We start from the raw sequence: 22,316 nt of genomic DNA on the forward strand, positions 1-22,316 counted from the left end.
ATCACCCTTAGCTGTCCTTTTTATTAACTAAACCAAACTGTAACTGCACATCCACCAACTATATATTGTGTTCGTTTTTAGTAAGTATGGTGGAGGCGAGGGGAGTCGAACCCCTGCTTTTGACGCTTTAACTGGTTTTACTTTTTGTTGAACAGTGCCGGGAATCCTTATTTCATACGGCTTTTCGGGTTCGGATCGTGTTAATTGATGTTAAGCTGATTTGAGCAAAATTACCCCGAATTATCCCTTTTGGCTACATGTTGGCTACAAAAAACCGAGGGGAGTTTGGGGTAATTGGAGGAAAATTTATTTTGTTTTATTTTTCAGCTCCCTGAATACGCGACACTTGGATATATACGCCAAGCTTGGATAAAGAACAACATGTAAAACTACATCATGGAATGTGGCATTTCACATTCGGCAAGAATTCCAATAAATCTTGTAGAAGATATCGTTAATCGACGTTCTTAACCCTCTTAGAATCTCTACCTGAACAGACAAACGAATTACATATCTTGCTATACGTGTATACCCTAAAATTAGATATAATTCAACTTACTAACAAGGAATATGCTGTATTTTATCCTGCGTAAGAAACGGGCTTGTAAAACTAAAAACCTGAATATCATCTTTTTTATGTTCATTTTTTTTCAAAAATAGTTTTACAAAGTCTAGGTCATGAGTAGAAAAGATAATTTGTTTATTAATTTGACCCAACACATCGCAAATTGAATACTGATTTACATCATCCATATTTTGAATTGGGTCGTCAATTGCAATGAAGTCGAGAGCATTAATATTTTGAGCTTCGTTAATCGCCAAAAAAATAGAAATCGCTAAGACGTTTAACTGCCCGGAGCTCAGTATATTTTGAGCATTACTTTCTTCAGGGCCGTTCTCAAACACGACCTTAATAGACAATTTTTCATCCGCTCCATCGAACTGAATCAGATTATTGGTTGGAAGTGGATTGAGATATCTGTAATACTTTTGTATAGGTGAATTGTTGTCGTTCAAATAATCTTTTGTGTCGGAATCGAAAAAGTCAAACAATTGCGTTTTATATTTCTTTAGAGATTCAGCAATCTTGTCAATTTCGGTTTTCCTGTTACTAAGAGCCTCGATTGTTTGCTTGACTTCTTGAATTTGATTTTGAATTTCCTGGTTGTGCTTAATAGCATATTGAACTTGGTTTATATCCGATAATCTGCTTATCTTCCGCTCATTTCTGGATATCGAATCTCTATTTTTTGAAATTAACGATTGGAGTGGAATATCGTACTGTTCCGTTCTTAAAAACGGTTGCAGCCGCTTTAAAATAATCTGGTCATCCTGAATATCGGAAGACAGTTTTTGAATACTACTCTCCATTTGAGTCCGATGCTTTGCTACCCTACCGCTCGCTTTTGTCATTCGTTCAATCGAGTTTCCTACCTCGTTCTCTGTTTTTATTTTTTTCGAAGCAGTTTCACTACCAAGATCCTTCAGTTCTTCTTTCATTTTCTCAAGAGAAATTATTAATTCAATAATTTTTTGCTGTAAAATGATTTCCTCTCTTACCTTGCCCAACTCATCTTTTAAATGTGCAGCTGAGGCTTGAATCAGTTCTTCGGAGAACAAATTGTTATTTATATAGTTATTGTACTCCTCTTTTAAACGATCTAGTTCTAAATTCATCTTTGTAACGTTATTGTTCGTTTCATTGATCTTTTCATCCGTTTTAGCCAGCATATTTGTAATCCTGCTTTTTAACGATATGGCTTTACTTACATAGGAGGTATCCCTGTCTAATTTTGTTGAATACGAAAGAATATTATGATCTATGCACGACTCCAAGTTTTCTTCAGGGGTAGAAGAACATACTGGACATTTCTCCATGTCATTTGCAACAACATAACTTTTTATATCCTTTATGTTTGCAATAAGTTGAAGAAGTAGATTATCCTTGTTATCTTGAATTATTGAAGATAACCTCTCAGCCAAAAAAAGAAGCTTTTCTTTTCTTTTTTTAAGAGTAGCCTCATTTATTATAGAAAGTTCCAGATTAGTAGGTAATTTTTTTTGTCGTTCTACATTTTGCATTATTGTAGGCTGGAAAGACAGCGTAAATTCTATGGATGAAGCTCGCTTTCTTAATACATTAAGATTTTCCGTGACTTTATTTAAGTCTAAAGAACCCCTATCATGGGAGGCTAACTCTTGTTCCTTTTCTTGAATAGTCATACGCGTCTGATTGTACTTCTGGATATTATCTCTTTCTTTTATAAGGGAATTTGTTCTCTGATTTATTCTCTTTAAGAATTCTTTTAATTGTTCCTCGCGGGCCTTTAATTTTTCATAATCTGATTCTTTCTCAGAAATTTGACTTACAATTGTGCTGACACTGTGGACATGCTCTAGATTCAGTTCCTCGTAAAGTTCTAAAAACTTTTCGGCGTTAATCTTATCAGCCAGTGCCTGCTTGTTAGTTTGAGCAATTTGAGTATCTAAATCGATAGCTAGTTCAGTAATACCTATATCGATTAATTTCTTGTTCAACTCGAAAATGTCTACCTCTTGTTTTACCTCTTCCTTTCCCTTCATTAAATTTTCATGGGAGGTAATTTGATTTCTTATAGCCTCGGATTGCTTAATTAAAGAAGTATGTACTTTCTTCATGTTATCAGACTCATTTAACAAAGCTCTGAATCCCATAATGTCCGCTAGCGCTCTAAATCTCTCAGAAGGTTCTTCTGACGTAACAAAGTCTGCGACTTGGCTTTGAGATAATATAAATGTCTGCTTTATAAGTTGTCCGTAACTACCACGCCCAAAGCTTGTCTGATCTAAAGTGCCTTCCTTCAAGAACGCTTCAATTTCCCCTTGTCCCCTATAAAAGTCTCCATGACTACTATTCAAGGTAACCTGCGTATTTCCATAGTCGTTTCCAAGATCATTTCCAGTGACACTGAACCAACGAGTTAATATGTTTCCTTCAAATTCAATAGAAACCGATAGGATCTCATTTTCTTGGAGTTTACATCGTTTATTAAAGATATCCCTTTTTATTTCTGTATCCGTTCCATTCATGCGCGAAATCTTGCTTGTAAAACACCACTCAATGGCATCAAAAAAAGAGCTTTTTCCAAACCCGTTATCTCCGTGCAAAATGGTTATTTTTCTCGATAGATCAAATGAAACTTCCCCATGGTAATTCCTGAAATTTTTAAGAGTTATTTTGTCTATTTTCATAGCGTGTCTCCACCATTTTCAGTATTTTATTCATTAGCTCATCCAACTGAGTCACGCTCAATTTATTTTGTTTCCCATCACTTTCTTGAAGAAAATGAATGATTTCTTGAAGGTATTCACTTTCATCTTCTAAAGTTACTTCGTTTTTGATCGGTTTTTTAATTACTCTAAACTCATCTAAAAAGGGAATCCGGTTCAAGTCTGTCTCATTACATATAGCATATTTGCGCAATGCCTGAGTATCCCGTTCAATCTTGTAGTTTGTTTCAAAATCAACTTCATTACCGATGCAGAACAGCAAGTAAGTATTCCAGATATTCTCTTTAAGCCCTATCAAAATAGATCTTATCTCCATTGAAAATGATTTTATCAAATTGATTTCTTCGCTATAATGCAGTTTCTTTATGACCACATTATTTACATAAGACTTATAAAATGATGCACCCAATTTCTCAATTTCTTCAATATCGTAAATGTCAAAACCATTCCCAAGTAATCTGTTGTGTGTTGCGTTAAAAATATCCATTAACTCACCTCACTACAATACTTATTCCAAATTTCTTGCATTTTATCTCGAAAACAATCTTGTTCATCCAAGGCTTCTGAAAAGTCCAACTTCATTTCCACCCCTGGAATAATGTCAACAAGATACGTTACTTTATTAAGCGGGGTGGTCTCTTCAAATCCTTCTATTTGAATTTCTGAGAAGCTTTTGATTTCATGACGAACTGTTTTCGTAAATTTTCTGTCAGTGTAATTTTGAAAAACGATTTTTAGTGTTTTATCCAGCAGGTTAAGATGATCATTTATGTCAGATTGTTGTATGATCGATTCAAGTTTTTGTAAACCAGTTGCTAAGTTATTTCTTGATTCCAAGCTTAAAAATGAAAATAAAAGATTTGAAACCGTACATTTCTTTGTTAATAGGCTATTCGAATCAGTGAATTCCAGAAAAGAGTCTTTGACAATCATCATAATAAACACAACATTGAAAAATTCGTATAATTTTTGCTGCCTGGTTAACTCATTTAAATTGACATATGCAGAGCTCTTAATAGTGCCGTCCACATATCGCTCAATCAGAGATCGAATATTCCCCCCGTTATCCACCCATTGCTTAAGATACTCGCGATAGGTATATAATTTATCTTTAAATGCAGATGCATGTGCACAGGTTTCAATATCACTGACTATAGAATCAATTATTTTAGAAACGGCAGACATATTACCATGCTTCTCAGTAGTTTGCTCGACTGAGTTTAGACATCTTGTTCTGATGTCACTCAGAATTTCTTCCAGTTTATCTCTAGTAATAAGTAGCCGTTCTGCACTATCTCTGTACGTACATCTCGTGCACAAGTGTCCAACTAATGTGTTCAAATCCGTGGGATGAACCCTTACCCTATCCCCAATATCACTGAACAACCACTCGCTAAGCCTCATGCATAAATGATCCTCAAATATCTCCAATTTTTGAAGCCCTGTACCGGTATGCAAATAAAATCTTCTTAAAAGTTCTTTTGGTTTTTCTCCGCATTTGATTTGATAATCATAATGCTCATCATTTTTATCAAATACTGTATCGCTGACTTTTAAAAGCAAGTGATCAGTATCGGTAATATTCATATCGTAATTAGAGTTGCCGGTATACACATCAAAATCGAAATCTCTAGTTTTTATAAAATGATAACTAGAATATAACTGAAACTGAGTGGTGAACCCATCTTTTTGTTGGAGTAGTTCCGCTTTAGATAATAACTTGTCAATCCAACTGTTATTTTTTCTTTCTGTTCTTCCTGCTATCGATGACCGATAGTATAAACCTGATGCGGGACTAGAAGAAGCTTCAATCTTTACTTTTTCACTAGTCTTCACTTGGATGAACCTAACCGTACTATCCTTTCCAACTACGATATCATCAAGATGCTCAATAAAAATGAAATCCCATTTCCCCTTAAGCATGTCTAATATATACTCAATCGCGACTAAAAATTGATAATAGAATCCTGAAATTGCAACAATTCCTCCCGTTTCTTCTGGTGTAACATTTGCAATTAAGGCAGCGATTTCGTTGCTAGACTTACCTATTACGTTCTCCTGTAGGAAGGTTACATTCTCAGCAATTTTTCCTTCTTGGTTTTCAATATAGTGTGCAATGATTTTCTCTATCTTATCCATAGTGAATTAAACCCCTTTAAAACATTATGTTCTTTGCTTTAACATCACAGCTACTTAACTCCAGCAGTATCAATAATTCGTATTCGACACCGTAAGACAGATACCTTCCAAAAGACTCCAGAATTTGAATACTGAAACACCTGCCTCCCCTTCTTCAGTACTAATAAATTGCACTATGAGCAGTTCGCTGATGGTACGGTGAAATGCATTGAAGATGAGATCCCTTTTGAGGTACCAGAGTCTTGGGCTTGGGCGCGGTTGGGAAGTGTTTGCTCTGATTTTCAGTACGGCACATCTCAAAAATCACAAAGGTCCGGAGATGTTGCAGTTTTGCGGATGGGAAATCTTCAAGACGGCGAGATAGACTATGATGATTTAGTATACACATCAGATGAGAATGATATAAAAAAGTATTTGTTGTACAAAGATGAGCTTCTCTTCAATCGTACTAATAGCCCTGAATGGGTAGGGAAAACAGCGATATATAGGGGAGAAATGCCTGCAATTTTTGCTGGATATCTAATAAAAGTTTCTCCGATTCTAATAAATCCTTACTTTCTCAATTATATAATGAATAGTGAATATCATCGTAATGTTTGCTTGCTTGTAAAAACGGATGGCGTTAACCAGTCAAATATTAACGCTCAAAAGTTGTCATCTTTTTTATTTGCATTCCCACCCGTTGCAGAACAGCAGCGAATTGTCAGCACTATTAAATCCGCTCTTGAACAGATATCGGAAATTGAACAGAACAAAACCGACTTGCAAGCAGCGATTATACGTGCGAAATCTAAGATCCTCGACCTTGCCATTCGAGGTAAACTCGTGCCCCAAGATCCGTCCGACGAGCCAGCCAGCACTCTTTTAGAACGTATTCGAGCGGAACGACAAGAACTCATAAAAGCGGGAAAAATTAAACGCGATAAGAATGAATCATTCATCTTCCGAGGTGATGATAACTCTTATTATGAGAAGACGGGTGAGAAAACCGCCTGCATTGATGAGCAGATATCGTTTGATGTACCGAAGGGGTGGGTGTGGGCGCGACTTAGTTCGATAGGAACATGGCAATCTGGGGCCACACCAAGTAGGAGCAAATCGGAATATTACAACGGCAATATTCCATGGTTAAAAACTGGAGACCTGAATGACCGAGTAATAGAATATATTCCTGAAACAATTACTGATTTAGCACTCCGAGAGACATCGGTAAAATTAAATCCAAGAGGTTCGATTTTAATTGCTATGTACGGTGCAACAATAGGGAAATTAGGTATTCTTTCTTTCCCGGCAACTACCAACCAGGCTTGTTGCGCCTGTTCAGAATTTAGGGGCATAAATTCGCAATATTTATTTTTCTTTCTGCTTCAAAACAGATTGGAATTTATAGAAAGAGGCGAGGGGGGAGCCCAACCGAACATTTCAAAAGAAAAAATCGTAAATACCTTGATTCCATTACCACCGCTTGCTGAACAAGCGCGTATCATTACAAACGTAGAAAGTATGAATTATCAATTTGATAGAATCATCGAAAGCTTTAACTAAAGGTTAAGGTTTCCAGATTCAGTTTTTTCAAGAATCTATATTGTCAGGGTAGCGATTGTTCTATAACATATTCCCATTGCTCTTTTTGAAATCTCTTGAGGATTGTGGCCGATAGCAGGATTCACCAACTTGAATATATGCGTGGTACCCTTTTCAGGTAGTAATTTTCACTACGAAAATTCATTATCTGGAGGTATCATGCAATGAATCGGAAAGAACAATTTGCGGCACATCTCCGCAAGAACAATCTCTCTGAAAACACACTCACATCCTACCTGTGGACGGTAAATTATTACCTTGTCCATTACAACGATGTGAGCAAGGAAAACCTGTTGGCGTACAAGGGATATTTGTTGGAGGTTTTCAAGCCCAAAACCGTCAATTTACGTATTCAAGCAATTAATAAGTATTTGGAATTTATAGGAAAAGGAAAGTTGCAATTGAAATTCGTCAAGGTGCAACAGAAAAACTTCCTGGAGAACGTCATCAGCAATGCCGACTACACCTTTTTGAAGAACTGTTTAAGGAAAGATAGCAACATGGAATGGTATTTTGTGGTCTGGTACCTAGCAGCGACAGGTGCGCGTGTAAGTGAACTCATACAGATTAAAGTTGAACATGTTGAAGCTGGCTATTTCGACCTCTATGCAAAAGGTGGAAAGCTACGACGATTGTATATTCCTAAAAAACTGCGTATAGAGACGATAGCTTGGTTAAAAGAGGTGAACATCTCTTTTGGTTTCCTTTTTCTTAATCGATTTGGAGAACGCATTACGACGCGAGGCATTTCACAGCAATTGAAGAATTATGCTGAAAAATATGGTGTTAACTCGAAGGTTGTATACCCCCATTCTTTCCGGCATCTCTATGCCAAAAATTTTCTTGAGAAGTACAACGACATCGCCCTACTGGCTGATCTTATGGGACACGAGAGTATTGAAACAACTCGGATTTATCTGCGCCGGACTGCTAGTGAACAGCAGGCATTGGTTGACAAAGTTGTGACTTGGTAAAGAATAAAGCACTCCTTTCTGCGGGAGTGCTTCATTCTTTTACATGAACGTTGCGGCAATGTTGTCTAGTGGCTCGAACGCTGCTTTAATTGCGGCAACTATTCGCTTCTGTTCGGCAACAGGTGGAAGTGGAAATAGAATGTCAGAAACATACTCTTTCCCTATCCGCTGTTGTCCGACTGCGCCAGAAAAAGCCTTAGTACCGTTCGTAATGAAGTGTTTGCTTTTGAAAAGCCATAGAACGTAATACGGTAATACGTTTTCAATATTAATTGGACGTACAATATGTAGCTCGGTTGTGCCCGCACCAATACCATTGAGCAATTCAGAGAACACAACAGATTTTCTATTTTCAAAACATGGAGTGATTTTCGCAACACCAACATCGTTATCTTGAAAGTGAGTAAATCCTGTTTTGATTTCTGTCCACGCCCTCGGTAGGTACGTGAAAGCATTCGAATAACCGTCGTTAATTAAGGTCATTGGAACGAAAGAAGCCATAACGTTTTCTTCAACTACATTTCGAGGATTTATCAGGCATAGGTTTCTCAACCGCGTCCATGCCCATGTTTCTGGTATTTGAAAAGGTATCAGATCTTGAATTTTCTTTTTGTCTTCATAATAAGAGTTATCATCACCTCGAAAGATGTAGGATTCTTTCTTATCGCGTTTAATTTTTCCTGCTTTTATGAGTTCTTCTCTTTCATCCCGGATGCGTTCGAGCAGTTCGCTGGCTGGCTCATCGGAAGGGTCCTGCGGAATGAGTTTTCCGCGAATGGCATGGTCGAGGATTTTAGATTTAGCGCGGGCAATGAGTGCAGCAAGGTTATATTTTTCGACTTCAATTATGCTAATTTGCTTGCAAACGGATTCAATAATCTCAATAATTTGCCTTTGTTCTTTGAATGGTGGTAAAGGAAATAAAAACCTTCGTAACGATTCAAGCCCTACTGTTTTTTGTGCTATACCCGTTGCACGCTCATCACATTGATGTTTAATGAACGAAGATTCGAGAAAACGACTTAAGAAATCGCTTTTAATAATACACGGACGTATTAATGCGATATGTCGCTGGAAACAAAATTTTTCTTCAATTTTTACGTTTACAGGGATGCCGTAAGATCCAGTTACTGTGAATAATACATCACCTTGTTGTGGTTTTCGCGACCAAGCTAAATTGTCATAGTATGTTTTCTCGACAAATCGTACATTTTCAAAACATATTCTACCTGCAGTGATATCAGATATAACTAAAAAGGGAACACCATCTTTAGATTGTGGTGGGGGTTGGTGATCTCCATCCGAAATTAAAATTGCTAAGCTTCCCAACCGCGCCCAAGCCCAAGACTCTGGTACCTCAAAAGGGATCTCATCTTCAATGCATTTCACCGTACCATCAGCGAACTGCTCATAGTGCAATTTATCATCACCGCGAAAGATAAAAGAAGCGTTCTTATCGCGCTTGATTTTCCCATCTCTTATTAGTTTTTGTTTTTCTGTTCGAATCTTTTCCAACAAAACAGAAGCCGGCTCGTCAGACGGGTCTTGCCGGACAAGTTTACCCCTTATTGCAAGATCGAGAATTTTTTGTCTGAGTGCCTTCGTATTCATTATTCATCAACCTCGCCGATTAGTTCTTCCAATTTCCCGACAGCCGTTACGATTGCCGTCGACTTCTCTTTGATCAAATCCAGAAGCTCAACAAGCGTGTAATCGTCAGTATCGTCGCCAGATTTGATCCACGTGATGTCAAGGCTTGTCTTATCGCGGGCAATGATCTCATCATATGTGAATTTGCGCCATCTACCATCCGGGTTTTCCATGCTGTAGGTTTCTTTGCGGACATGACGGTTTTCAGGATGATAACACCGCACAAAGTCTTCAAGGTCGCTCTCTTTCAGTGGGTTCTTCTTCAGAGTAAAATGAACTTTAGTACGGAAATCGTAAATCCACACCTCTTTTGTCTGATGGGTAGGGTTGGCTACTTTGTTTTCGAAGAAAATGACATTTGCTTTTACACCTTGCGCATAAAAAATACCTGTCGGCAAACGCAAAATGGTGTGCAGATCCGTAGTTTCAAGCAGTTTTTTACGGACGGTTTCACCTGCGCCTCCCTCAAACAAAACATTATCAGGAACGACAACTGCTGCCGTTCCGTTCGTCTTCAACAGCGTATGTATATGCTGAACGAAGTTCAGTTGTTTATTGGAACTCGTCGCCCAGAAATCTTGTCGATTGTACACAAGCTCATCTTGTTCTTGCTCGCCCTGTTCGTTCGTAAAAGTCATTGCCGATTTTTTCCCGAAAGGCGGATTGGTTAGTATATAGTCAAACCTGTCACCGGAGTCGGAAAGAAGCGAGTCAACACGGTAAATCGGTGGCACGCCGTCAAAGTCGCTAATATTGTGTAAAAACAGGTTCATTAGACAGAGTCGATAGGTACTCTGGACAATTTCCCATCCTTTAAACGTATGAAATTTCAAAAACTCTTTTTGGTCACGATCAAGCCGGAAATTCTGCTCAAGATACGACTTCACCGCAAGCAGAAACCCTCCGCTCCCGCAACAAGGGTCGGCAACCGTTCTTCCCGGTTGGGGTATGACGCATTTCACCATTGTATTAATGAGCGCGCGTGGAGTGAAGTATTGCCCGGCCCCACTTTTGGTATCTTCCGCTATTTTTTGCAAAAGTCCTTCATAAATATCACCCTTGACATCGCTCGACATGGACGACCAGTTTTCAGCGTCCACCATGCTTATGATTTTGGCAAGCTGCGCGGGATTTGAAACTTTGTTCTGGGATCCTGTGTAAATCTGTTGCAATGTACCAGACTGCCGTGCGAGCGTCTCTAGGACATATTGATAATGCCGAAAAAGCTCATCACCGCTTTTTGTTTTCAATGTATCCCATCCACAGTCTTGAGGAATGCCGATCTTGCGGTTGTAAGGCGGTTTCGAATACTCGTCCGCCATTTTGATAAACAAAAGATAGGTTAACTGTTCAAGATAGTCGCTTTTGCCAATGCCATCGTCCCGAAGAGCGTTTGCCATTGACCATATCTTTTGACCAATATTTGAATCTGCCATTTACTTTTTTTCCTCCGGTTCATTACGCCACAAGCGCATAGTTCATTTCGTTGAGTATACTTTCGTATTCGTTGCCGAAAAGCTGATAAAACCGACCCAGACCGCCCTTGCTGTCAAACGGCGTGAAATCAAGGTCATCTGCCGTAATTTGCATGGACGTAGCAATATGATCTCGGACCATTCGCAACCATTCCGTTTGCTCTTCTGTGAACTGTCCATGCCCCTTGTTTTTATTCCAAATCCAGGACTGGAACCGGACATTCACATCAGAGGAAAATAAGCTGAGCTCTGATGTCTGCCCCAACTCGAACCGAATGAGCGAGATGATATCCGCAAGCTGGTTCACGACATTCTTTTCCTTTACCTTGTCCGAGTGGCGAGTTGCATATGCCGTCCACAGTTTTTCGGTGGTCAGATAGTACGGCGCTTTTTGAAGTGTGTCGTAAAGTTCTTTGACCATCTTGAGCGTCAAAGGACGGTGTTTGTAACTCTGGCTGTAGATGATCTCCAGAGCTTCAATACTGCTTCTATTGTCTTCAATGAACTGTGAAAAGATATCGATGACTTTCCCGGCTTTTTCGGCGCGTTCAGAATCCCAGCCGCTGAATGTTATTTGGTCGATATTGACGTTGTCTACTACCTGATCATGACTCTTACGGACATTTTCAATGTGATTCCGAATCTTAGAATTATGGAAAGGCACCGAAGCGGCAGTGGCCATCTGTCCGCTTGTTTTAGCGAACTGTTCGTCCGTAGCATCTTCGTTTTCGAAGAGATTATATTTTTTACGTGCGATCTGCGACACAACATCCTCATCAAAAGCATTAAGTAGAGTTTCAGCGATCGCTTTAGGTGAAATGGTGCTTTCGTGAAAGGGAACGGTAATGCCTCCATCTATCTGCGTCCCTAGAGTGATGCCTTCTTCATCACACAAAGATATGAATTTTTGCTTCTCGGATTCCGTCATTACTTTATCTAGCTTTATCAACCGACTGGCAAGGGATGTCAGTGTATCTTCATCACGTGCTCCCATAGCCACGCTCATCATCAAGTCTTTTAGCGATACTGTTGGTTTTCTCTCCAATTGGCGAGAGGCTGTTTTCTGCGATTTGGTAACCCCTACAGCATCCACAATAACGTAACCAAGCTTCCTTTGCGTCGCGGATGGCGAAACACGACGCAGATTCTCGTAATCAAGCGTCCGTGTTGCTCGCCCAAGCATTTGCTCAAAGTAGTTTTTACTACGCACGTCCCGCATGAAAATTAAACACTCAATCGGCTTCACGTCAGTACCTGTTGCTATCATGTCAACCGTAACAGCGATTCTTGGATAAAAGTCGTTACGGAAAGCATTCAATACACTTTTCGGGTCTTCTGTAGCGGCATAGGTAATTTTTTTACAAAACTCGTTGCCCTCACCGAATTCCTCGCGAATGATATTGATGATGTCCTCAGCGTGACTGTCCGTCTTTGCGAATACAAGTGTTTTTGGGATTTCCTGACGCGTAGGGAACATCTCCGTAAGCACTGTGCTTTTAAACGACCGGATAATGCTGCGTATTTGCGACGGATTGACAACATCCTTGTCCAATTGCGATGGTCTGTAATTCAAATCTTCGTCAAGCTGTTCCCAACGTTTCTTACGTGAAAGACGATCTCTCTTTTCAACCGTTTGACGAAGAATAATGCCACCATTATTACCAATTTGAGTTTCAATCAAATATGTTCCTTCGCGACCAACGTTGACATCGTCCAGGACCGCCTGCTCGTGCGTATACTCGCTGACAATGTTTTGCTTGAAAAAGCCGAACGTTCTCTGATCCGGCGTTGCCGTAAGACCAACGAGGAATGCATCAAAATAATCAAGTACCTGCTGCCATACGTTGTATATGGAGCGATGGCACTCGTCAATGATGATAATGTCAAAAAACTCAGGAGGGTACTTGGGATTATAAGTGACCTCCCGTGGACGACTCGTAATTGTCTGTTCATTCAAAGATGTTTCCTCTGCGGACTCATCTATCTCCTCACCGCGCAAAATGGAGTACATCCGTTGAATGGTACTGATGCAGACTTTCGTGTCATTTGGAATGTAGGATGAATTCAACCGGCGTACATTGTAAAGTTCGGAAAACAATCTGCCATCGTCTGATGGTTTATAACTGAGAAATTCTCCTTCTGCTTGTTCTCCAAGATTTTTGGTGTCCACTAAAAAAAGAATACGCTTCGCTTTTGCGTGCTTCAGCAAGCGATAACACGAAGTAATCGCCGTGTAGGTCTTTCCTGCGCCTGTTGCCATTTGAATGAGCGCACGCGGCCTATTATCAGAGAATGACCTCTCGAGATTCAAGATCGCATTAACCTGACAATCACGGAATCCTTGTGTATCAAAGAGCGGAAAGGTTTTCATTCGGTTGCGCAAAGTCTCCGTATCCTTGCTCCATTCGAGCAAGGTTTCCGGACGATGGAAAGAAAACACCGACCTTGAACGAGCCTTGTCATCATGGAGATCACAAAAATTCGTCAATATGCCCGTAGACTCATAGATAAACCGAATATCGGGAATTGTCGACATATACTTCAATCCGCTTTTGGCGTACCTTATTGATTGTTCAGCAGCGGTTGCAAGAGAAACACCTTTATCCTCAGCTTTTGCTTCCACTACACCGACCGGGCTGCCATCGACAAACAGCAAATAATCGACAGGGCCGCTGTTAGTAGGAAACTCTCGAACAGCAATGCCGACAGCTGCTAAGCGGTTGAATTCCTTCATGTCCTGCAGTACATAACCGGATTCGGTTAGCATCTTATCGATGTTCAAGCGAGCCTTTGTCTCAGGAGTCACAGGTGTCCCTCCATATTCTGATAGAAAAAAACTATCGGAAGTTAAACTGCAAAAAAATATGCCTTAGCAAGCCCTCTTTCTTGCTAAAACTCTTTCAACAGCAGGGGTTCCGCTCATTTTTCCATAACAAGTTGTTTCGACACAAAAACCGCAATCCCTGCCGGAACATGTATTCCAATAGAAAGCACAGATAGACATACAAACTTTCATTCTGTGAGCTCTGCTATCTTTTCAAGCGATCCATCAAAACCTGCAATAATCAGGAGAACATCAGTAAGGCTCGCTGCCGCTGCCTTTGCACTCTCCGAACAGAAGCGTATCGTCTTCCGACCGACACAACAGGGGGAAGCTGTTCTTCTTCACGAGATCGCGGCCATTCTTGCTTGCAGCAGCATTTAGAGCCAAGCTGTCTACATGCGCTTCCGTTATCGATATCATGAGAACCCCCACAAATACAAGTATTTTACAAAGTTAATATTCTGCGCTAAAACGAAAAACACCTTCTTCGCTGTCGTGAAGAAGGTGTTCCGCTTGTTAATCTTTATACGGATCGAACTCATCCGCCCCCGCCATACACACGCCGATAGGCTTCAGTACATGCAACACGTCAATCGTCTCCGAGTGCGCGTCCAGCACCTCCTGCAGTTTGCGGTAGACGAACGGACTTTCATCCGTTCCGGCTCCGCGCAGCTCGACGCCGTAATTGCGGACGGCTTGCAGCATTTGCTCGGGAGCGATTTGTCCGCCGGTGCGGGTGCGGGTTTTCCAGTTCATCTTGCCGGCGGCTTGCGTTCGGCTCATGATCCGACCGGCTCCGTGAACGGTGCTGTAGAACGAGTCGCGGTTCTCGTCCGTATCCTTGCCCCGCACGATGACTGAAATATCGCCCATGCTGCCGCCGATGAACCCGACTTGCCCCGGGGCCGAAGGCGTTGCGCCTTTGCGGACGACGATCGTATCCTTGCCCCCGTGCGACTCCAACCACGCATAGTTGTGATGGTTATGCACTTCGAAATCCGCCGCAGCGCCGATCATCGACAGCACCTGTGCGATGACGTAGTCCCGCCCGGCATACGCATAGCGGCCCGCGAGTTTCATTGCACGGAAATACATATCGCCTAGCTCGCTGTCCAGATCGAGCAGCACAGGCGGCTGATCCATCTTCTCGCCAGGCGCATTCGCCAGAAAATCGCCGCCGCCAAGTTGATGAACCCGCTGGCTGTCTTGTGGCCGAAGCCCCGACTGCCAAAATGGTTCCCCACCCACAGCCGTCCGGTTCCCGCCTCTTCGAACAGGTCGACAAAGTGATTTCCGCTGCCGACCGTTCCGAGCTGATCGCGGGCCAACGCCTTCAGCTTGTCATGCTCCTGACGCCCGACCGCAGCATAGACGCTCCAGTCCTCCGGATCGTCGAACAACTCATGGTCAACCTTCTCGCTGTTCACACGTCCCACGCCAAAAGAAACTTTACGCGCAATTTGATCCATAATCGCGGACAGCCGCGTCTGAATGTCCGCCGCCATCACGTTCGTTCGCACCGCTTTGTTGCCGCACGCAATGTCGTAACCGACGCCCGAAGGCGAAATTTGTCCATCGTATGCCACTACGCCGCCAATCGGTTGGCTGTAGCCTTTGTGGTGATCGGCCATCAGCAGCGTCTGCACCACATTCCCGTGCTCTGCGCACGTTATGGCTTGAGACAGCGCGCCCGGGTCGGGTTTGCCCCAGACGCGCACGCCGTTTATTGCTTGGTATGCCATTGTTATCTCTGCCTTTCTTACAATCTGGGGTCAATCTCTTTTTCCTTGGCGACCTCAAACAGCAAATTCGCCGCGATTTGCTTGTAGGGTTCATTGTCCGGCGTGATGTCGTTCAGCTTCACCGCCAGCATTTGCCCGCCCAACCGATGCTCGTTCAGGGAAGTACGTAGTTTGGAAGCCGTATTTTTTTGCTTCATCAGCTTGCCGTACTTGTGCGGGAACTTATAGTCATACCCGTAAATAATCGACAAATAGCCGGGATTGCGCACCTTCAGGTAGGGCGCCACGCCTCTTTTCTCCTGCTCCGGCTTAATGACGATGCCCTCCATCCCGTTCTCCACCGTTAGCCTGGAGAAGAAGCGCTCCGCTCTCTCGTAAGCGTCCGATTCCTGCAGATCGAGCGCCAAATATTCATCATCCGTCAGAAAACGATACATATCCGACGTCCTGCCCTCTGGCATTCGTTCTTCGCCGTCCGCTAGCACTTCTTTCAGGATTGCGAAAGGTTTGTAGGCAAGCTCCGCTTCCCCAGCGTACAGTTCCAGTTGGCGCTTGTACACGCGATAGGCTTCGTCGTGCTGATCAAGCGAAACGCTCGCTTCGCGAATCTCCCGCACATATTTATAGTTCTGGTACAGATGAGCCCCGTATTTGTCGCCAAGCGCCGCCTTGGACAGATGATGCTGGTCTTTCTCGAATCCGCTGGCCTCGACGTCCTGAGCAAGCTTGCCGAATGCTTCCTCGAACCCGTGCTGCCGTAAAAAATGAAGCTCTGTCTCCAGCGCCTTGCCGATTGGCCGGAACTGTCTCTCAATGAGCCCGTCTCCAAGCGCTTTCCAAGGCAGTAGTTCTCCATCGAGCAGGAGCAGCTCGATTTCCCGCTCCGCCATATATGTTCCGAACCGTTGATGCAGTTGTTCGTAGACGGGCGTCATATCAACGGCTTGCACTTTATAGCCGTTGCGGCTAACCGCGTAACACTGAGCGATCTCCCGATGCAAGTATACGTTGCACCGCGACCCCATGTACTTCGGCTGCAGCACCACTTCGGTTACGCCGCGATCCGCGAAGTAATCGAGCCCCATGCGCAGCGACTCCAACTCTCCCGCAACCGTGTCTTTATCCGCCGGAGACATCGTCCCCGAAATAAAGTTGATCCGGTTCCGCGAGCAGTAATGCAGCCTGCGGACCGCCTCGTCATCAAGCTCCTGCAGAGACACTTTCTTCTCTTCACGGAACAGGATCGGCAATTCCTCTTGCACGGCCAACGTTTGCGACTTGTGACTTTTGAAAAATGGCCTGGATGAAATACGCACAGAAGTCAGCACGTTGCCGTGCGCGCTCCCTGTGTCGAGATGGATTTTGTTTTTGATCCGAAACGCCTGCTTGGCCGCAACATGCCCGAACAGATGGTAAGGATGATTGCCGACAGCCTCTTGCCGCAGAAAACCAAGCTGCTCCTCAAAGGAAGCTTCGCGATCAAGCCTAAAGTTGCGTTGGTGGCGGGCCGAATTTACATCCAGTTTGCCAATGTACTTATTGCGGCAAGGCGCATGCGTAACATAGAAGGAAGGTCCGTTAATGCCAATCAAGCGATAGAATGGCTTTGACTGTTCGACCAACTGCGCGAACTTCTCGAACAGTGCCGGATCGCTCTCCAGCACCTGCGTCGAATCAAAATACGTCCGCAGCAGTTCCGGATCTGCTCCGGCAATTTCACCCTTCACATACTTGTAGACGAAGTTCTCATGATTGCCGAGTACAAACAGAAAATGCTCCCGGTGCTCATACAAAAACTCGACGATTTCACGCGTCTGCTTCCCCTTGTCGATCCAGTCTCCGACCAGAACGATTTTCGTATCCCGCACTCTATCGGTCGCGTACAGTTTCCCTTCATTCATCCGGTAACCGTAGTCGCGGAGCAATCCCTGAAGCTCGCGGACGCATTCGTGTACGTCGCCAACCACAATGTAGTCTTGTCCTTGCGGAAGCACAGCAGCCAAGTAATCGCCCCAATTTTCTACCGTCACCCGATAATCCGGATTTGCCGTTCTATCCGCCGGAGAGTAGAAATTCTTGGCCCGTACCTTATGAATTTTGCCGTATCCCTCGCGGGACAACACGGGCAGAACATCCTTCCGCAGCCTGTTCAGATGGCCAGAGATCAATTTCTTCGACCGCTCCGAAGCATAATAATCATCACGCTGGCGGTAATCGAACAGAATAACCTCCACATTGTAGTTGTTCTCCTGCGCGATTTCGCGTACCTTACTGCGGAAATCTTCCGCAAGTCCGATCGTGTCCACGACAACAAATTCGGCATTAAGCGGAAAAGAAGTCACAAGCTTCAGTCTCTCAAACAACAGTTGAAACGTATGCGAGCTCGCCTCCAGCATCACCTGATCGTACTTATCGTAATCATAGCCCAGCAGCTCTTGGCGGATGCCGTCCGAAGACAAATATTGCACGTTCGTGCGCAGTCCCCGCGATGAATCCGCAAGCCGAAGCTGCGGGATCAACACTTCCTTGGCAAAAGTCGATTTGCCGCATTCCGTTGCCCCAACGAGCATGAACACGGTGTGTACTCGCGTTACAATCTCCATTCGCTATTCCTCCTTCCCCCGAACGATTACGCCTTGCGTCGTATGAATACCGTCAACGCAATCGCCTATAGTCACAAACTCATAAGTCACGCTAATCCCACGAACCATGTCCGCGAACCATTGCTGGAACGCCTCCTGACCCATCTCCCATTTGTGATCTTCATGCCGGAATCCGTCCAGTTCATAGTAACGGTTGAAGTCGGCATTCGGCGTCGTCACGATTAACCGGTCGAAATCCACCTGACTACAAATCTGACGAATAAGCGCCGCTGCGGCATCCGTATCCATATGTTCAATGACTTCCGTCAAAATCACGTCGACCTTTTCCTCGTTGTAGAACTCCAGAAAATGATCGAGCGAACGGAAAGTCGCGATATTATCAATCTGCCTCGCTGCCGCTTTTCTCGCAACAACCCCGAGCAGTTCCTCGTTGACATCAACCGCGTAATACGTACTTTCGATTTTGCCGGCGAACGGAATCGCGTAAAATCCTTCCCCGCACCCGACATCCACAATCGGCTTATTGAACGGAAGCACGCCAGAGATAAAATGGCGCCGCTGCATCGCCGTACCGCCATACTCAAGCGCTATCTCGTAACGGCTCGTTTGCTCGATGTCCGCCTTGTACTTTTTATACCTTTCCCGGGTAGACAGGAAGTTTCTCGCGAACAGGCTTCGGATGTAGAACGGCGCGTCGATTACATTCAAACTCCGGATGTATTTGTCGAGAATAGCGTCCGAAATATCGATGTGCTCGTCGCCGAACATCGATAGAAACAGGCATAGCACACTCACGACATGCAGCAGATGGTACAAGCTTTTCTGCGTAGTGACCGTCAGAGAATAGCTCTTGTGCGCCTGATGCTCCAAAGCAAATGTATACTCTTTCATATGCTTTTCGAAAAAATCGATATAACGAACCCGTTCGACATGCACCATATTGATGAAAAAAGAATGCTCGTACCCCGACTCGTCCCGATCGTCCTGTACCTTGAACGGCGCGGAGAAAAACTCATTGATCGCATTCAACGGGAACAGCGGCGTGTTGTAGCGGGAGACGTTCAAATATTCGAAACTCTCGTCTTCACGCTGTTTATAGGAAATATCATTATCCGCATCCTTGAAGTAAACATTAAAGGTAGCATCGTCCGAGTACCAACCGTACGCCATCCCTTGACGGACGGGACGAAGCTGCATGCCGGTACCCGGATTTTTCTTGATCAGAAACGTAAACTTCGGATTCGCGGACCTTACCTGTACAATAGCCAACGGAATCTTCCTCTCGCAAAATCGTCTGCACGGAGATCACGATCCCCATACTTCCTGCAAAGCCGACCGAAACAAGGCGTCCAGACGGCCGTCCAGCCTGCCATCCGTAGACTTCATCTCGGCGGCTCTTTTCTCCAGTTCCTGAAGCCGCTCCTCCAAATAATCGTTGATTGGGTTCAGCCTCGGCTCATAGTCCAGTTCCTCGCCCGACTTCTTCCGGACAAGCAACCGCTGCACGGTCTGCCAAAACGCACCATCCTTTGGAACGAGGCGTTCAACCAGAACGTCGAACTCCATCGGAGGCATTTCACCGTACCTCTCAATCCACTCACAAGCAAGGACAGGGCGCAGCACATAAAAATACTTCTTGATCCGAACCTGATCTCCCTGCAAGTACATCCGATAGTTGCCTCGTGCCATATTTAAGTAGTGGTACATGCAAGACTTGGGCGAAAAGGTCAGCGGAGAGCTCTCACGTAGTTGATCCGTCACGCTATACTTCTCGGCATACCTGATCGGCGATTGCAGCCACTCGAGCAGCGGCGGGTTCGATTTGCGATACAGGTTCAACGCTTTGCGCAAATCCCAACCGCTGATATCAAGCTTGTCGCTGATCGGGCGCTCGATGACATCCCGTTTATCGAAGATGGACAAATACCATTCCGGCTGCCGGATATAAATGAACCGTACATCGTAATCGCTGTCCTGCGACGGGAACCCCCAAGCTCGGCTGCCCGATTCGCAGGCGTACAGGATATGGACCTGCTCCTCGCTCTCCAGGCGGTCCAACTGTTCGGTTATGACTTCTTGCATAGCTTTCATTACACGCCTCACCCCTATGTAGAACAAACAGCTCTTATACACGCTAACGATAGCTGCAAAATCCCCTTCCCCACCCTCACCCATTCCAGCAAATCAGCACGCGGTCGTCACATTACGCGATACACATTACTTCCATGCTCAGGCGCATTCTTGTTACATTACTGGGCTCGTCGGTCATTGCTTTAGACATGGCCCCGCGTCTAATCAAGGAGGTCCAACTTATCCGTTGGCGGATTGTGCTCGCCTTTGCTGTACTGGGTTACCTTCGCAGCTACTCCTCGATTAAATCTGTTTGCCAATTGGACTCCTGGATGCGGAAATCAAACTCCCGATAGGTTTTGGACAGCTCATCTACCTGGGCTTGAATCCGAGCCACATCCACCGTGCGTTGGAATTTCACTTCAGAACGACTGAATCTGTCCTGCTTAATGGAGGCGTGCTCAAGCAAATCGCTTAAAAGCTTCCGATGCTGCATCAACTGATCCCGCTCGGCCAACGCATCCGAAATGCTCCACGCGTTATTAAACGGCGTCAACGCATTCGTTTTATTGATTTTTCGAATCCATGCCGTCTGTTCGTTCAGCGTCTGTTCCAGTTCGGCAATGAGCACGTTAGGATCCTCCGCCGGCGCTTCGCCTTCCTGAACCTTTACAACTCTTTCCAGTCTTTGCCTCAACTGCGCGATTTTCTTTTGGGCGTCCGCTCTGCGAACGAGCGCTTCTGCCAATTTCATTTCTTTTTCCCCTCTCGTATAGGTGCTTTGTGATTCTATCTTCGCTTATTACAAGTGAATTGAACATGGCGGAAGTATGACGACGGAGAAATTTTATCCCAATGCCGCAGTCGAAACTGTAACAGGGGATACGCGGTAAGGCGTCTTCGTAAAACGGTTCGATACAGCCGAAGCCACAATCGCCTCCGGTTTCACTCTGGCCGACAATCCCATCGCTTCGATTCTTCCGACCATATCCGCCACGAACGCCGACGTCCGGTTGCGTTTGGCATCCGTCCCCGCATCGATATCGATGAACAGCTGCAGCTCCGCACCATGGTACACATGCGGCAGGACGATGTCCTCCAGCAAAGCTCTTTTCGCAGCATCAAAGTACATCGCGATTTCCTGGCTGAACGTCGTCTCCAGACTGAGTTTCTCCTGCAGCGATACGATCTCCCGCGGGATGATAACCTGACGATAGCAGAACCATGCACCGCGTCCGGGACGAAGGATCACAACGGATGTGATGAACTTCGTATGACCGGCAAACACCTGGGCGTCCGTTCCGATAACCAGTTGATAAGTCGCGCGCGGATCGCTTTCCATGAAACGCTGAATGCGACTGAACACCTCGTCCAGCACTAACTCTTTCTCAGAAACGTTGCGGAATACTTTTTCGTGAATCGTAGGAAATTGTCGTCTTTTCATGAGTGTCACCTTTAACGCAAGGTTGGCTTCTTCCTTTCATTGTGGAGTTTGGCAAGGGCAGCAGGAGTCGAACCCGCATTGTCGGTTTTGGAAGCCGCTATTCTACCGTTGAAATATGCCCTCATGGCAGGGTTGGCAGGGCTCGAACCTGCGACGACCTGATTAACAGTCAGGCGCTCTACCGTCTGAGCTACAACCCTATGGTAGGGACAGCCGGAATCGAACCGGCGACCTCTCGAATATCAGTCGAGTGTTCTGCCTTCTGAACTATGTCCCTATATGGCGGTCCCAAGGAGGATTGAACTCCTGCCCTCCGCGCTGACAACGCGGCGTTCTCCCACTGAACTATGAGACCATTTGGAGGCGTGGACGGGGCTCGAACCCGCAAATCCGGACTTGAAAGGCCCGTGTGTTACACCATTTTCACCACCACGCCAAATGATGGTCGGAACGGCAGGATTCGAACCTGCGACCTCTTGCTTCCAAGGCAAGCGCTCCAGCCAAACTGAGCTACATCCCGATGGCGGATAGGAGCGGGTAT

14 protein-coding genes, 6 tRNA genes and 1 pseudogene are annotated in these 22,316 nt (G+C 44.6%); 2 read left to right on the forward strand and 19 right to left on the reverse strand.

Annotated features, from left to right (window positions below):
- Window positions 1–558 precede the first annotated feature (558 nt).
- The 3 genes from ACFFT4_RS04180 to ACFFT4_RS04190 are packed head-to-tail and all read right to left on the reverse strand — an operon-like array spanning window position 559 to window position 5,409.
- Window positions 559–3,231 (reverse strand): AAA family ATPase, encoded by a 2,673-nt coding sequence (locus ACFFT4_RS04180; protein WP_378045325.1) that lies wholly within the window; start codon window positions 3,229–3,231, stop codon window positions 559–561.
- Window positions 3,206–3,757 (reverse strand): ABC-three component system middle component 1, encoded by a 552-nt coding sequence (locus tag ACFFT4_RS04185; RefSeq protein WP_378045327.1) that lies wholly within the window; start codon window positions 3,755–3,757, stop codon window positions 3,206–3,208. The genes ACFFT4_RS04180 and ACFFT4_RS04185 overlap by 26 nt, the downstream gene beginning before the upstream one ends.
- A complete protein-coding gene (locus ACFFT4_RS04190; protein WP_378045329.1) occupies window positions 3,757–5,409 on the reverse strand; it encodes a dsDNA nuclease domain-containing protein in 1,653 nt (550 codons plus the stop codon). The genes ACFFT4_RS04185 and ACFFT4_RS04190 overlap by 1 nt, the downstream gene beginning before the upstream one ends.
- A gap of 198 nt (window positions 5,410–5,607) precedes the next feature.
- On the opposite strand from ACFFT4_RS04190, the gene ACFFT4_RS04195 reads away from it, so the two are divergent.
- Both ACFFT4_RS04195 and ACFFT4_RS04200 read left to right on the forward strand, forming a co-directional pair.
- On the forward strand, window positions 5,608–6,954 hold the full coding sequence (locus tag ACFFT4_RS04195) for a restriction endonuclease subunit S (protein WP_378045331.1): 1,347 nt from the start codon (window positions 5,608–5,610) through the stop codon (window positions 6,952–6,954).
- A gap of 203 nt (window positions 6,955–7,157) precedes the next feature.
- Entirely contained in the window at window positions 7,158–7,967 is an 810-nt protein-coding gene (locus ACFFT4_RS04200; protein ID WP_378045332.1) for a tyrosine-type recombinase/integrase, read from the forward strand.
- A 39-nt stretch (window positions 7,968–8,006) separates the two neighbouring features.
- On the opposite strand, the gene ACFFT4_RS04205 is transcribed toward ACFFT4_RS04200, so the two are convergent.
- The 16 genes and pseudogenes from ACFFT4_RS04205 to ACFFT4_RS04280 form a co-directional block, all read right to left on the reverse strand.
- Entirely contained in the window at window positions 8,007–9,578 is a 1,572-nt protein-coding gene (locus ACFFT4_RS04205; RefSeq protein ID WP_378045333.1) for a restriction endonuclease subunit S, read from the reverse strand.
- Window positions 9,578–11,053, reverse strand: coding sequence for a class I SAM-dependent DNA methyltransferase (locus ACFFT4_RS04210; RefSeq protein WP_378045335.1), 1,476 nt, complete (start codon window positions 11,051–11,053; stop codon window positions 9,578–9,580). Before ACFFT4_RS04210 ends, ACFFT4_RS04205 begins: the two co-directional genes overlap by 1 nt.
- 22 nt (window positions 11,054–11,075) lie before the next feature.
- The gene (locus ACFFT4_RS04215) at window positions 11,076–13,898 is read right to left on the reverse strand and encodes a type I restriction endonuclease subunit R (RefSeq protein WP_378045336.1); all 2,823 of its coding nucleotides are present in this window, start codon (window positions 13,896–13,898) and stop codon (window positions 11,076–11,078) included.
- 270 nt (window positions 13,899–14,168) lie between these two features.
- Window positions 14,169–14,336, reverse strand: coding sequence for a hypothetical protein (locus tag ACFFT4_RS04220; RefSeq protein ID WP_378045338.1), 168 nt, complete (start codon window positions 14,334–14,336; stop codon window positions 14,169–14,171).
- 96 nt (window positions 14,337–14,432) lie between these two features.
- Window positions 14,433–15,658: pseudogene (locus ACFFT4_RS04225) on the reverse strand (RtcB family protein).
- Between the two features lie 17 nt (window positions 15,659–15,675).
- Window positions 15,676–18,261 (reverse strand): metallophosphoesterase, encoded by a 2,586-nt coding sequence (locus ACFFT4_RS04230; RefSeq protein WP_378045340.1) that lies wholly within the window; start codon window positions 18,259–18,261, stop codon window positions 15,676–15,678.
- A 3-nt stretch (window positions 18,262–18,264) separates the two neighbouring features.
- Window positions 18,265–19,530, reverse strand: coding sequence for a methyltransferase domain-containing protein (locus ACFFT4_RS04235; RefSeq protein WP_378045342.1), 1,266 nt, complete (start codon window positions 19,528–19,530; stop codon window positions 18,265–18,267).
- A 36-nt stretch (window positions 19,531–19,566) separates the two neighbouring features.
- Window positions 19,567–20,352, reverse strand: a complete 786-nt coding sequence (locus ACFFT4_RS04240) for a nucleotidyltransferase domain-containing protein (RefSeq protein ID WP_378045344.1) — start codon at window positions 20,350–20,352, stop codon at window positions 19,567–19,569.
- A gap of 271 nt (window positions 20,353–20,623) precedes the next feature.
- Entirely contained in the window at window positions 20,624–21,085 is a 462-nt protein-coding gene (locus ACFFT4_RS04245) for a DIP1984 family protein (protein ID WP_378045346.1), read from the reverse strand.
- Between the two features lie 93 nt (window positions 21,086–21,178).
- Window positions 21,179–21,775, reverse strand: coding sequence for a ribonuclease H-like YkuK family protein (locus tag ACFFT4_RS04250; RefSeq protein WP_378045348.1), 597 nt, complete (start codon window positions 21,773–21,775; stop codon window positions 21,179–21,181).
- Window positions 21,776–21,824: 49 nt separating this feature from the next.
- Window positions 21,825–21,898 (reverse strand) — tRNA-Trp (locus ACFFT4_RS04255).
- Window position 21,899: 1 nt separating this feature from the next.
- Window positions 21,900–21,975: transfer RNA gene (locus ACFFT4_RS04260), tRNA-Asn, on the reverse strand.
- A gap of 1 nt (window position 21,976) precedes the next feature.
- Window positions 21,977–22,052 (reverse strand) — tRNA-Ile (locus ACFFT4_RS04265).
- A 3-nt stretch (window positions 22,053–22,055) separates the two neighbouring features.
- Window positions 22,056–22,130, reverse strand: a tRNA-Asp gene (locus ACFFT4_RS04270).
- 3 nt (window positions 22,131–22,133) lie between these two features.
- Window positions 22,134–22,211: transfer RNA gene (locus tag ACFFT4_RS04275), tRNA-Glu, on the reverse strand.
- 6 nt (window positions 22,212–22,217) lie between these two features.
- A tRNA-Pro gene (locus tag ACFFT4_RS04280) sits at window positions 22,218–22,295 on the reverse strand.
- Window positions 22,296–22,316: the final 21 nt, after the last annotated feature.

It is taken from the genome of Cohnella cellulosilytica (assembly GCF_042431195.1).
Taxonomy (GTDB): domain Bacteria; phylum Bacillota; class Bacilli; order Paenibacillales; family Paenibacillaceae; genus Cohnella; species Cohnella cellulosilytica.